Genomic DNA, 12,714 nt, shown 5'->3' with positions numbered 1-12,714 from the left:
GCGGTCCAGCGGATCGCCGGCGCGGGGCCAGGGACCCCCGCGCCCGGGACCTCCGTCCCTGCTCCCCCACGGCGGCCGACCCTGGGGACGACCGGCGGGACCTCCCTAGCGTCCGGACCAGGAGCCGACCGGAGGAGGAGCCGTGCAGGCGAGAGACGTCATGACGCGGGACGTGGTCACCGTGGGACCGCACACCGCCGTGCGGTACGCGGCGGAGGTGATGGCCGACCGGGGCTACGCCGCCCTCCCGGTCGTCGACGACGACGACCGGCTGGTCGGGATCGTCGCCGAGGCCGACCTGCTGCGCGACCGGCTGCCCGAGGACCCGCGGCTGCACCTGCGCCGCGACGGGGACCAGGCCGACACGCTCCCTCCCGCCCTGGTGCACGACGTGATGACCCGGGACGTGCGGTCGGTCGACGTCCGCACCGACGCCGCCGACGTCGCCCGCCTCTTCGTCGAGAAGGGGCTCCGCAGCCTGCCGGTCACCGACGGCGGACGGCTGGCCGGCATCGTCAGCCGCCGCGACCTCCTCCGGCTGCTGGTCCGGTCCGACGAGGACGTCCGGCGCGACGTGCTGCGACTGGTCGAGGAGTACACCGGTGACCTCGGCGCCTGGGACGTCACCGTCCTCGACGGCGTGGCGACCATCCAGCGGTTGCACGGGGTCCCGCAGGTCTCGGTCGCGACGGAGGAGCGTGCCCTCACGGCACTGGCCCGCACGGTCGGCGGCGTCGTGCGCATCCGGATACTCCCCCCGGCCCACCAGGGGACACCACCCCGGGACGGGCGCGTCGCGGCGCCGGCGGACCGGCCGTGACCGCCCACCTGCGCGGACGGCCCGTCGTCGTGGGGGTCGACGGTTCGGACTCCTCCGCGGACGCAGCGTCGGCCGCCGTCGAGGAGGCGGCGCGGCGGGGGACGGAACTGCACCTCGTGCACGCCCTCTCCTGGCCCGCAGCGGCCGCTCCGGCCTCCGGGATGGGCCCGGCCGGAGCGTCGGGCCTCGGCGGCTTCCTGCACGCCGCGGCGGAGACGGCGCTGCGCACCGCCGCGGCGGATGCGGCGGACGCCCTCGGACCCGACCGCGTGCGCTGGTCCGTCGTTCCCGGCGCCCCCGCGACCGCTCTCACCGACGCGGCGAGGGGGGCCGAGGTGCTCGTCCTGGGCAGCCGGGGCGCCGGCGGGGTGACCGGCCTCCTCCTGGGATCGACCGCTGCGGCGATCCTCGCCGAGCCACCCTGCCCCGTCCTGCTGATGCCCGACCCGACCGCCGCAGTCGTCCGTCCGCGCGCCACCGTGGTCGTGGCCGTCGAGGGCCGCCCCGACGACGACGCGGTCCTCGCGTTCGCCTTTCCCGAGGCAGCCCGGCGGCAGACCGACCTGCTGGCCGTGCACGCCTGGCAGGACGTCGCCCTCGAGACCGCCCTGCTGTCGGCCGGGCCGCTCGTGGACTGGGCCGGCGTGCTGGCCGACGAGCGCCGGGTGCTCGCCGAGGCGCTGGCCGGGTGGCGCGACAAGGAGCCCGACGTGACGGTCCGCGAGGCCGTCGTCCGCGACCGGCCCGCGCGTGCGCTGCTCGCAGCCGGGCTCACGGCGCAGGTGCTGGTCCTCGGCTCCCGTCGGCACCGCGCCCTCGCCCGGCTCGGCTCCACCACCCGTGCCGTCGTCCACCGGGCTCCCTGCCCGGTCGCGGTGGTGCCGCTCGACCTCCACCGAGGGAGCTCCCGATGAACGGTCCGCGAGTGCTCGTCGCCTACGCCAGCCGGCACGGGGCCACCCGGGAGCTGGCCGAGGCCCTGGCCCGGGACCTGATGGCGTCCGACGCCGGCCGAGGACTCGGGCTCTACGCGGCCGCCGTCCCCGCGGAGTCCCGTCCCGATCCGGGCCACTGGGACGCGGTCGTGCTCGGCAGTGCCGTCTACGCCGGCCGCTGGTTGCCGGCCGCCCGCGACCTCGCCACCCGGTGCGCCGGTTCCCTCCGGCGGCGACCGGTGTGGCTGTTCTCCAGCGGCCCGATCGGCGAGCCTCCCTACCCGGTGGACGAGGCACAGGACGCGCCGGCAGTCGCGGCGCTCCTCGCGCCGCGCGGTCACCGCATCTTCCCGGGCAGGATCGACACGGCTCTCCTCGGCTTCGCCGAGCGGGCCGTGGTGACCGCCATGCGGGCCCCCGTCGGCGACTTCCGGGACTGGGACGCACTCCGGGACTGGGCGGGCGCGATCGCCGCAGAGCTCGCCGGGACACCGGTGCCCGAGCCCGCCGCCCACTCGTGACGCACCTGAACACGGCCTCCGCGCCGCAGGACCAGCGTCCCCCCACGCCGGGACGGAGGTCCCTGGGCATCCGGAGGGACAGGACGACAGGCTCGACCCCAGCGCCGGCTCAGGCGCGCCCGGGGTCGACGCCGTCCGGGAACGACTGGACAGGGGGCCGGACGTGGGCACCACGGGACTCGTGCGCAGGGAACTCGGCGAGGAGGAGTGCCGTGCCCTCCTCGCCGGCACCTCCCGGGGCCACCTCGCGTTCACCCGCAGCGCGATGCCGGCCATCAGCCCGGTGCGCTTCGTGCTGGACGGCGGCCGGGTGGTCATCCCCACCCGGCCGGACAGCGACCACGTGCCGCCGGCCGGCGGTGCCGTCGTCGTCCTGGGCGTCGACGGCACGGACGGCCCCGACGGGCAGCCGGACTGGGCCGTGACGGTCGTCGGCCCGGTCCGGACGGTGCACGGGGCGGCCGACCTGGCGGCCTGCGACGCGCTCGGCTGGCCCGTGGCGCCGGTCCCCGGGGACGGGCACGGCTACGTGGTCCTGACGGTCGGGATGGTCAGCGGCTGGCGGACGGAGCCTGCAGACGCCGCCGTGCGCCGGCGCTCCGCATGACCCTGGAAGGTGTCGCGGACGGCACTCCGGGCGCCTACTGCTCCGAGGGTTTCCGTGCCAGGCTCCGTGGACGGATCAGTTCCGCCGACGGAGGGAGCCAGGACATGACCGTGCCGGGACCCCGGACAGGACCGGACCCGGTCGCGGGATCTCCGCTGGCCGGCATGCGGTTGAGCGAGCTGATCGAGGAGGTGCAGGAGCGTCTCAGCGCCGTGGCCCGGAGCCAGGCCCGCATCCAGCACCTGCTCGACGCCTTCCTCTCGGTGTCGACCGGGCTCGACCTGGAGACGACCCTGCGGCGCATCGTCGAGTCCGCCGCCGACCTCGTCGACGCCCGTTACGGCGCCCTCGGCGTCCTCGCTCCGGAAGGAGGACTCGCGGCCTTCATCCACGTCGGCATCGGCGAGGAGCAGGCCGCCGCGATGGGTTCCCTCCCGGAGGGCAAGGGAGTGCTCGGGCAGTTGATCACCGAGCCCTACCCGCTGCGCATCGCCGACCTCGGCCGGCATCCCGCCTCCGTCGGCTTCCCTCCGGGCCATCCGGAGATGCGCAGCTTCCTCGGGGTGCCCGTCCTGGTCCGGGGCACGGTCTTCGGCAACCTGTACATGACCGAGAAGCGGCACGGGGAGTTCACCGCCGAGGACGAGGCCGTGCTGATGGCCCTGGCCGGCGCCGCCGGTGTGGCGGTCGACAACGCCCGCCTGTACGAGGAGGCCGAGGAACGACGGCGGTGGGCCACCGCCCTGTCCGACGTCCGGGCCGCCCTCCTGGACCCCGACTCCGCGGAACCGGCCCTGCAGCTGGTCGCCGATCGGGTGGCGGCCCTCACGGGCGCCGCCGCCGCCTGGATCATGGTCGGCCCCGACGACGCCGGCTGCTTCGAGGTCCGCGTCCAGGTCGGCGACGACCTCGAGGACCTCGCCGGGCGGCACCTCGACGCCTCCGACAGCCCGGTCCTCCAGGCCGCCCTCGAGGCCGCCGGGCAGGTCGTGACGCTCGACATGAGCGGCATGGCCTACGACGGCCCGAACGCCCACGTGGACTGGGGCCCCTGCCTCGCCGTTCCCCTGCGCGGGAGCCAGGCAGAGGCAGCGGTCATCGTCGCGGCCCGGCGCGCCGGCGGCGCCCCGTTCGACCCGACGCTCGTCCCCCTCGTCGGCTCCTTCGCCGACCAGGCCGCCGTCGCGCTCGACCTCGCCGCCCAGCAGCGCGTCGCCCGTCAACTCGACGTCTACGAGGACCGCGACCGCATCGCCCGGGACCTGCACGACCACGTCATCCAGCGCGTGTTCGCCGCGGGGCTGAGCCTGCAGTCGGTGCTCCCGCGGGTCGCCGACCCGCTGGCCTCCCGCCGGATCCGGGACGTCGTCGGCCAACTCGACGCCACGGTCCGGGACATCCGGACCAGCATCTTCGACCTGCACACCGCCGACCAGACCGAGGACGCCGGGCTCCGGCGCACCGTCCTCGACGTCGTCACCGGCATGTCCGGGGACCTGGAGTCGACCGTGCGCATGTCCGGAGCGGTCGACACCCTCGTCACCGGGGACCTCGCCGTCGACGTCGTCGCCGTGGCCCGGGAGGCGGTGAGCAACGCCGCCCGGCACTCGAGGGCCCGGCACGTGACCGTGACCCTCGACGTGGGTGACGCCGTCGTCCTCGAGGTCGTCGACGACGGCCGCGGCATCGACGCCCGCGCCGCACGCAGCGGGCTCCGCAACCTGGAGGAGCGCGCGACCGCCCGGGGCGGCGGGCTCACGGTCGAGGGCCTGCCGGAGGGCGGGACCCGACTCCGGTGGTGGGCGCCGCTGTCCTGACGCGCGCCCCTGCCCCAGAACGGGCGGGGCGGACGAGAGCGGTCAGCCCTGCTGCGGTGGACCCGAGCGCAGCTCCGTGGCCAGGACCGCGGCCTGGGTGCGGCGCTCCAGGCCGAGCTTGGCCAGCAGGTGGGACACGTAGTTCTTCACGGTCTTCTCGGCGAGGAACATCCGCTCGCCGATCTGCCGGTTGGTGAGCCCCTCGCCGATGAGCTCGAGCACCGTGCGCTCCTGCTCGCTGAGCTTGGCCAGGGGGCCGGCCGGCTCCGCCGCCCGCCGCATGCGCTCGAGCACCGCGGTGGTCGCGGACGGGTCCAGCAGCGATCCGCCGGCAGCGACCGTGCGGACCGCCGTCACCAGATCCGGGCCCAGGATCTGCTTGAGCAGGTATCCCGAGGCGCCGGCCATGATGGCCTCGAACAGCGCCTCGTCGTCGCTGTAGCTGGTCAGCATGATCACCCGGAGCTCGGGCATCTTCGACCGCAGCTCGCGGCAGACCGTGACGCCGTCGCCGTCGGGCAGGCGGACGTCGAGGACGGCGACGTCCGGGCGCAGGGCCGGGACCCGCGCCAGCGCCTCGGCGGCGTTCTTCGCCTCGCCGACGACACGGATGCCCGGGTCGCTCGTGAGCACGTCGGCCACACCCCGGCGCACGATCTCGTGGTCGTCGAGGAGGAAGACCCCGATCTGCGCCTGCTGCCCGGTCGTGTCCACGCGTTCCCTCTCGCCGCACGTCGGTCCCGTCGCCGGGACGGTCCCCTGCCGAGGCTAGGTCCTCGGCACGGCCGGAGGAGCAGGGCCGAAGGTCCCGGACGACGGTCCCATCGGCCCCGGCGACCTCCGGCCCCCACCGAGGTGACGTCCGGCTCTCCCCGCCGGCGGCGGGGACGGCGAGCGTCTGGGCATGGACGAGATCCCCACCCGGGTCCTGGTCGGCTACGCCACGGCCGGCGGGTCCACGCGCGAGGTGGCCGAGCGGGTGGCACACGTGCTGGGCGAGGCCGGCCTGGACGTCGACGTGCGCCAGGCCGGGACCGACGTCGACCCCGAGGGCTACGCCGCGGCCGTCGTCGGCAGCGCCGTGCACTCGATGCGCTGGCTCCCCGGGGCCCTCGACCTCCTGCACCGGCTGAGCGACCCGAACACCCGCCGGCCGGTGTGGTGCTTCAGCGTCGCCGGCATCGCCCCGCGCGGGCGGGTGACCCGCTGGCTGGCGCGACAGGAGCGCGCCCGGGTCGAGCAGGGCTTCCCCGCCGGCGCCGCCCTGCGCGGGCACCGGTTGTTCGCCGGTGTGGTCCGCATCGACGGCGTCCCGCTGTGGGGCCGGGCCTTCTACCGCGTCGTCGGGCAGCACCCCGGTGACCACCGCGACTGGGCCGCGATCGACCGCTGGTCGCGACAGGTCGCCACCGATGTGCTGGGTCGGGCGACCGTCGCCGCTGCTGATGGCAGCGCTCCCCCGGCCGGTGACCGGCGATGAGGGCGGACACGCTCCGCCCGGTCACCGCGGACCGGCTCGACCGCTCCGCGGTGGACCCGGGGGCCGCACGGTGGCTGGCGCCGGCCACGGCGGCGCTCGCCGTCGCCGTCGGCGCGGTCGCCGTCCTCGGACCGCTGGCCACCGGGGCGATCACCTACCGGGTCACTCCGCTGCTCGAACACCAACTCGAGGGCGCCGACCTGGTCTCCCTCCTGCTCGTCGTCCCCTCGCTCCTCCTCGCCGCAGCGCTGCTCCTGCGGCGCTCGCCGGCGGGCCCCCTCCTCGCGCTCGGCAGCGCGACGGCCGCCTGGTACCTCGCGGCCGAGCTCGTGCTCGGGCCCGACCGCACGGGCACCCCGGGGAACGACGAGGCGTACCTGCCGCTGTTCCTCACGGTCCTGCTGGTGTCGAGCGCCGTCGCTCTGGGCTCCTGGTGGGCGGTCCGTCCCTCCGCCGCCGCCCTCGAGGAACGCACCCGCCGGGTGCTCGGTCCGCTGCTCCTGCTCGTCGTCGCGGCCTTCCTCCTCGGCCGGTACCTGCCCGCGTGGTGGTCGATCGTCTCCGGGCACCCGTCGGAGGAGTACCTGGCCGGCCCGCAGGTGTGGTGGACCGTGGCCTTCGAGGACCTCGTCCTGCTCCTGCCGGCGGCGGCGGCCACCGGCGTCGGGCTGCTGCGCCGCGCCCGGTGGTCCGGCCCGGCCGCGTTCGCCGTGTCCGGCTGCCTCGCCCTCGTCGGCGCCGCGGTCGTCGCGATGGCCTGGTCGAACACCGTGCACGGAGATCCCGGTTCGACGGTGGGCACCGCCCTGACGATGACGGGTATCGGCGTGGTCACCGTCCTCCCGGCGGTCCTCTGCTGGGCCGGGTTCCTCCGCACCGGACGCCGGGCCGCTCCCCCGCGCCACGGCGGGGACGGCGTCGTCGCGCTGGCCGCGCTCGGCGCCCTCGGCGCCCTCGGCGGTGGTCCCGCTCCGCGCCGGGCGGACGACCGCTCGGGATCCCGGTCATGAGCACCGGGTCGACGAGATCGCGGACCGTCGACGAGGACGTACGGGTGACGGCGCGGAGCGCCGACGGCGACCTGGCGGAGGCGGTGCTGACCGCGGAGGGCGACCTGGTGCACGTGGAGATCCGCGCCACCCGGCCGCTGCCCTCCTCGGCAGCGGCCGCACTGGTCGCGGAGGCCTTCGACAGAGCCTCCGTCGGCCCGGCCAGGACCGTCCTCGTCTCGGTCCCGGCCACCCGTCCCGAGGTGACCGCGGAGGTACGCCGTCACCTGGTGGCCGTCGACTCCCACCTCGCTGGCGCCACCTGCCTCCTCCGCGGCCGGGTGGCCGGCCTCCCGGCGGTGCAGGACCCCGAGCGCACCGTTCCCGTCCAGGAGGAGTCGTGACCCCCTACCCGCTCGACCACGCCACCGTCCGTGCGGTGGTGTAGCCGGCCAACCGCGCCCCCTCGGTGCACGACTCCCAGCCGTGACGGTGGCGGGTCGGGCGCCCGTCGATGCACCTGTTCGCCGATCCGACCCGGCGCCTGCCGGCCACCGATCCCGAGAGCCGGGACCTGCTGCTCAGCTGCGGCGCCGCGCTGCACCACCTCCGGGTGGCCCTGCGGGCGGCCGGTCTCGCCGCCCGGGTGCAGCGGCTACCCGATCCCGGCCACGCCGAGCACCTGGCCGCCGTCGAGGTCACCTCGTGGGCTGGGTCCCGGTCAGTGCCGAGGCGCTGCACCCGACCGGCCGGCGCCCGGTCGGCGACACGATCGACCCGCTCGACGCCTCCGGGTACTGACGGACCGGGCCGGCGTGTCCGCGGAGTCCTCGGTGTCTCCGCGGACGTGCCCGGCCGGAGGTCAGTCCGCCGGCGGGACGGCCGCGAGGGCAGCGGCGATGCGCCGGCCCCACCGGCGGGCGGCGGCCGGGTCGCGCCGGTCCCCGTCGGGCAGGAACAGCAGCCCCGCGACGGCCCTCTCCGTCCGGGACAGTGCTGCCCGGTCGAGCCGGCCCGGGAACACCCGGTGCTCTCGTGCGCGGGTCTGCACGAGGACCTCCTCGACGTCGAGCAGCACCTCCGGCGGGCGGCCCGGGTCCCCGACCGGGCCACTGGAGAACACCCACACCGGGCGGTCCCACAGGTCGATGGCACAGCGCAGCACCATCTCCCGGGCCGTCTCCAGCCAGCGCCCGTGGTAGACGGCGCTGCCGATCACCACCGCGTCGTAGCCGGTGACGTCGTCGACCTCCGCGACCAGCCGCACGTCGACGACGACGCCGGCGCCGAGCCCGCTCCGTAGGCCGTCGGCCACCGCGTCGGCGACCTCCGCCGTCCCACCGTGCCGGCCGGCCACCGCCACCAGCACCCGCGCCGTGGTCACCGCCGTCCTCCCGCAGGCATACGCGTCTCGACCAGCCACGAGGCGAGTGCCACCAGCAGGGCACCCGCCGCGCCGAGCCCGGTGCCGAGCGCCAGCGTCGTGGCCGTGAGGTCCAGCAGCAGGACGTCCTCGCGCAGGACCGGCACTGCCAGGACGACGACCACGAGTGCGGCCATCCCGGCAACCAGTCCGGCACGGCCGACGGTGAGCGGACGGGCCAGCACCAGCACCGTCCACAGGGCCACGACGAGCACCGCCAGCACGGCCGTCGTCCGGGCGGCGGTCACCCCGCCGCCGGGGTCCAGCCCCCGCGTCAGGGCATAGCCGGCGTACGCGACCGTCCCGGTCGCGGCTCCCACCGGCAGGGAGAAGCGCAGGACCCGGCCGAGGAACCCGGGCCGGTAGCGGCGGGCGTTGGGAGCGAGGGCCAGCACGAAGCCGGGGACGCCGATGCTCACGGCCGAGACGAGGGTCAGCTGCACCGGGGTCAGGGGGTAGGCCACGAGGGTCGCGACGGTGACCAGCGCGAGCACCAGGCTGTACACGTTCTTGACCAGGAAGAGGTTGGCTGCCCGCTCGATGTTCGCGATCACCCGGCGCCCCTCTGCGACGGCGTGCGGCAGGGACGCGAACCGGCCGTCGAGGAGCACCAGCTGCGCGACCGCGCGCGTCGCCGGCGAGCCGTTGCCCATCGCGACGCCGATGTCGGCGTCCTTGAGCGCGAGCGCGTCGTTGACGCCGTCGCCGGTCATCGCGACCACGTGCCCGCGCTGCTGCAGCGCCCGGACGACGGCCCGCTTCTGGTGCGGTGCCACCCGACCCACCACGGACACCGACTCCAGCACGTCGGCCAGCTGCCCGAGGTCCTCGGGCAGCGTGCGGGCGTCGACGGCGTCGACGGCGCCGGACACCCCGGGGAGACCGACCGCCGCGGCGACGGCTCCGACGGTGCGGGGGTTGTCGCCGGAGAGGACCTTGAGCGCCACGCCCTGCTCGGTGAACCAGCGCAGCACGTCGGCGGCGTCCTCGCGGATCCGCTCGGCGAGCAGGACGAGTGCCGTTGGGGCCAGGCCGGGAGGCAGCTCCGGGATCCCGGCGCGGAACGTCCACGCCGACGCAGTACAGGCGAGGAGCAGCACCCGGTGCCCGTCCGCGGCCAAGGCATCGGCACGGTCGCGGGCAGCGCCCTGCACGCCTCCTGCCGGAGCCGGCAGGACCATCTCCGGCGCTCCCAGCACCCAGGTGGTGCCGGCCGCGGTCCGCACCGCCGACCACTTGCGCGCCGAGTCGAAGGGGACGCCGTCGACCGCCGCGGCACCGCCTGCGGCGGGAAAGGCGTCCGCCAGCGCACGGGCGGTGGCGTTTCCTCCGTCGGAGGCGGCGAGCAGGGCGAGCGCCACCTCCGCGCCGGCATCGAGGCCGGCGTCGGGGCCGAGCCACTCCACCCGGTCGAAGCGGACGTCGCCGTACGTGAGAGTGCCGGTCTTGTCCAGGCACACGACGTCGACCCGGGCGAGGCCCTCGACGGCGGGGAGCTCCTGCACCAGCGTCTGGCGGCGGGCCAACCCCGCGGCGCCCAGGAGGAACGCAAGCGTGGTGAGCAGGACCAGACCCTCGGGGACCATGCCGACCAGGGCTCCGACGGTGCCGGTGACGGCGTCGCGCCAGTCGGCGTTCTCACCGGTCCGGAACTGGCTCCACAGGACCGCCGGGCCGACCACGAGCAGCCCGAGGGCGATCCAGCGCAGCAGCCGGGTGGTGCCCTCGACCAGCTCCGACCGGGTGCGGGTGAACGCCCGGGCGTGCGCGGCCAGCCGGACGGCGTAGGCCTCGTCCCCGACCGCGGTCGCCTGCACCCGGCCGCTGCCGGCCACCACGATGGAACCGGAGAGCACCGGGTCACCGGCGTCCTTGGCCACCGCGTCGGCCTCCCCGGTGAGCAGCGACTCGTCGACGGCGAGGCCCCGGGCCGAACGGACGACGGCGTCGACCGGCACCTGGTCACCGGCCCGCAGCACGAGCAGGTCGTCGAGGACGACGTCCTCCACGGGGACCTTGCGTTCGGCGCCGTCCCGGACCGGGCGCGCCCGCGGCGCCTGGAGGACCGCGAGCCGGTCGAGGGTCCGCTTGGCGCGCAGCTCCTGGACGATGCCGATCGCCGAGTTGACGACGACGACCCCGCCGAAGAGGGCGTGCTGCCACCGGCCGGTCAGCACGACGAGCACCCACAGGGCGACCAGCAGCCCGTTGAAGAAGGTGAGCACGTTGGCGCGGACGATCTGGCCGACCGTGCGGCTGGTCCGTGTGGTCACGGTGTTGCGCCGGCCGGCCGCCACCCGCTCGGCGACCTGCGCGGTGGTCAGGCCGCCGTCCGGCGTCGGATCCCGGTCCCCCGCGACCGCGGGCGGCGCCACGGGGGCCGTCCCGGCGCTCACAGCAGGCCGCCGGCACGCAGGTTGAGCGCGGCGAGCACCAGCGTCGCGGCCACTCCCCCGGCCGTCGCCAGCAGCAGCAGGACCCGCCGCGCACTCCACCGCTGGGCTCGGATCCGGTGGTGCGGCGGCAGCAGCTGGCGGCAGCGGGCGACCAGGTCCCGGCCGTCGGCTGCGAGCATGCGGCGCAGTTGCGTGGGCAGGGTCAGCGAGCTGGTGGTCGCCATCGCCTCGGCCAGCTCCGCCTCGGTGAACTGCCGCCGTGCTCGCTCGAGGACGCGTTCCGGCCCGGCCACGAGCGCACAGGAGAGCAGCATGTCGGCCAGGTCGGCGGCCTGCCGCCAGCGACTGGGCCGCAGCTCTCCGAACGAGACGTCGATGAGCACCACCCTGGTCTCGTCCTGCACGAGGACGTTCGAGGGCTTGACGTCACGGTGGGCGGCGCCGGCCGACCACAGCAGACGCACCTGGCGGAGTGCGTCGTCCACGACCGCGTCCCCCACCCGGGACCGCCGGAGCTCCACGGTGCGGGGCACCAGTTCGGTCACCAGCAGGTACTCCCGCCCCGGCACCACCTCCACCACGCCCATCGGATCCGGCACGCGGACCCCGCCGTCGCGCAGCAACCGCAGCATGTAGTCCTCGTGCTCCACCAGCCGGCGCACGGAGGCGAACGGCGCCTCGTCCTCCAGCCGGCCGTAGCGCAGGACGCGGAGCAGCTTGTACCAGCGGTCCGACCGCAGGTGGGTCGTGGAGTAGAGCTTGGCGAACAGGGCCGGACCGGCGGCCGTCTCCAGCCGGCACGGGGTCGACCCGGCCGACCCGTCGAGCCGGAACGGCTCCACGGTGCGGACATCGACGCCGAGCTGCTCGCGGACGGCGGCGCGGATGCGCCCTGTCCGCGCCTCGTCGAGGGTCAGGTGGGCGGTCACCCGCCGGCGCCAGGTGACGGGGAAGGCGTCCTCGGGAGTGAGCACCGTGCACAGGAGGGCCGCGGCGGCAGCCCCCACGACCGCGGCGAGGACGGCGACGGAGGGACCGTCGAGACCGAGGGACACACGGGGCACCACCGCCGCGGCCACCATGACCGCCACCACCGCCCACCCCCAGCGCCGCGGCCGACCCGACGGCGTGAGCACGTACAGGGTCGCCACCGACACGGTGGCCAGGACGAGGACCGGCCACGCGGACAGCTCGACGGGAGCCGACCGGCCGGTCATCTCCGTGCGGACGGCGCGGACCAGCACCCCCTCCCCGGCCGCCAGCTGGGCGATCGCCGCCACGCCGGAGATCGTCGCCAGGTAGACGAGCAGGTGCCGCCAGCGCGCCACCCACACGAGGAGGAGGGCGGTCGGGACCCAGAGGACGCGGTAGCCCAGGACCGTGCCGACCCGCACGAGTCCGGCGGACCCGGCTCGGTGCTCCGGCGGGCCGGCCACGTCGGCGATGACGCCGTCCAGGCCCAGCAGACTCCCGCGCCGGTCGGCGAGGACCAGCAGCACGACAGCGGCGATGAGCACCGCCGCCCAGGCCCAGGCGGCGTGCGGCACGTGCCGTGGTGTCCGGTCCTGACCCGAGGGCCGCCGCCAGGACGGACCCGCGGGCCAGGACGGGCGTCGGGGGCGGCCGGCCGGGCGCGTGGGCGCGTGCCCCGTGCGGTCCTCGATCACGGGCACGGCCCGTCCGGCGTCGGTCACCGGTCCAGGCTCGTGCGGGCGGTCCCGGCCGC

Annotated in this window: 12 protein-coding genes; 8 read left to right on the top strand and 4 right to left on the bottom strand. The window is 76.1% G+C overall.

Annotation, left to right across the window (positions count from 1 at the left end):
* The first annotated feature begins 160 nt into the window (after positions 1-160).
* The 5 genes from WA616_RS21740 (at position 161) to WA616_RS21720 (ending at position 4,700) form a co-directional block, all read left to right on the top strand.
* Positions 161-820 carry a CBS domain-containing protein gene (locus WA616_RS21740; RefSeq protein WP_336033130.1) on the top strand — a complete coding sequence of 220 codons (660 nt, stop codon included), beginning with the start codon at positions 161-163 and terminating at the stop codon, positions 818-820.
* The gene (locus tag WA616_RS21735; protein ID WP_336033128.1) at positions 817-1,734 is read left to right on the top strand and encodes a universal stress protein; all 918 of its coding nucleotides are present in this window, start codon (positions 817-819) and stop codon (positions 1,732-1,734) included. Before WA616_RS21740 ends, WA616_RS21735 begins: the two co-directional genes overlap by 4 nt.
* A complete protein-coding gene (locus tag WA616_RS21730) occupies positions 1,731-2,276 on the top strand; it encodes a flavodoxin domain-containing protein (RefSeq protein ID WP_336033127.1) in 546 nt (181 codons plus the stop codon). Before WA616_RS21735 ends, WA616_RS21730 begins: the two co-directional genes overlap by 4 nt.
* Before the next feature lie 163 nt (positions 2,277-2,439).
* Positions 2,440-2,883 (top strand): pyridoxamine 5'-phosphate oxidase family protein, encoded by a 444-nt coding sequence (locus tag WA616_RS21725; RefSeq protein ID WP_336033125.1) that lies wholly within the window; start codon positions 2,440-2,442, stop codon positions 2,881-2,883.
* A gap of 164 nt (positions 2,884-3,047) precedes the next feature.
* On the top strand, positions 3,048-4,700 hold the full coding sequence (locus WA616_RS21720; RefSeq protein WP_336033123.1) for a GAF domain-containing sensor histidine kinase: 1,653 nt from the start codon (positions 3,048-3,050) through the stop codon (positions 4,698-4,700).
* A gap of 42 nt (positions 4,701-4,742) precedes the next feature.
* On the opposite strand, the gene WA616_RS21715 is transcribed toward WA616_RS21720, so the two are convergent.
* Positions 4,743-5,414 carry a response regulator transcription factor gene (locus tag WA616_RS21715; protein ID WP_336033121.1) on the bottom strand — a complete coding sequence of 224 codons (672 nt, stop codon included), beginning with the start codon at positions 5,412-5,414 and terminating at the stop codon, positions 4,743-4,745.
* 190 nt (positions 5,415-5,604) lie between these two features.
* Between WA616_RS21715 and WA616_RS21710 the strand changes: the two genes are divergently transcribed.
* The 3 genes from WA616_RS21710 to WA616_RS21700 are packed head-to-tail and all read left to right on the top strand — an operon-like array spanning position 5,605 to position 7,573.
* Complete coding sequence (locus tag WA616_RS21710; RefSeq protein ID WP_336033119.1) at positions 5,605-6,180, top strand: flavodoxin domain-containing protein; 576 nt, start codon at positions 5,605-5,607, stop codon at positions 6,178-6,180.
* A complete protein-coding gene (locus tag WA616_RS21705) occupies positions 6,177-7,190 on the top strand; it encodes a hypothetical protein (protein ID WP_336033116.1) in 1,014 nt (337 codons plus the stop codon). The genes WA616_RS21710 and WA616_RS21705 overlap by 4 nt, the downstream gene beginning before the upstream one ends.
* A gap of 44 nt (positions 7,191-7,234) precedes the next feature.
* Positions 7,235-7,573, top strand: coding sequence for a hypothetical protein (locus WA616_RS21700; RefSeq protein WP_336033115.1), 339 nt, complete (start codon positions 7,235-7,237; stop codon positions 7,571-7,573).
* Positions 7,574-8,031: 458 nt separating this feature from the next.
* On the opposite strand, the gene WA616_RS21695 is transcribed toward WA616_RS21700, so the two are convergent.
* The 3 genes from WA616_RS21695 to WA616_RS21685 are packed head-to-tail and all read right to left on the bottom strand — an operon-like array spanning position 8,032 to position 12,535.
* Entirely contained in the window at positions 8,032-8,553 is a 522-nt protein-coding gene (locus WA616_RS21695) for a flavodoxin domain-containing protein (RefSeq protein ID WP_336033113.1), read from the bottom strand.
* Positions 8,550-10,967: an HAD-IC family P-type ATPase gene (locus tag WA616_RS21690; RefSeq protein WP_336033111.1), complete on the bottom strand. Its 2,418-nt coding sequence runs from the start codon at positions 10,965-10,967 to the stop codon at positions 8,550-8,552. The genes WA616_RS21695 and WA616_RS21690 overlap by 4 nt, the downstream gene beginning before the upstream one ends.
* Before the next feature lie 17 nt (positions 10,968-10,984).
* A complete protein-coding gene (locus tag WA616_RS21685; protein WP_336033110.1) occupies positions 10,985-12,535 on the bottom strand; it encodes a lipopolysaccharide kinase InaA family protein in 1,551 nt (516 codons plus the stop codon).
* Between the last annotated feature and the right edge of the window lie 179 nt (positions 12,536-12,714).

The sequence above is a fragment of the Geodermatophilus sp. FMUSA9-8 genome, assembly GCF_037034165.1.
Taxonomy (GTDB): Bacteria; Actinomycetota; Actinomycetes; order Mycobacteriales; family Geodermatophilaceae; genus Geodermatophilus; species Geodermatophilus nigrescens.
This window is presented reverse-complemented; position numbering and strand designations above follow the sequence as displayed.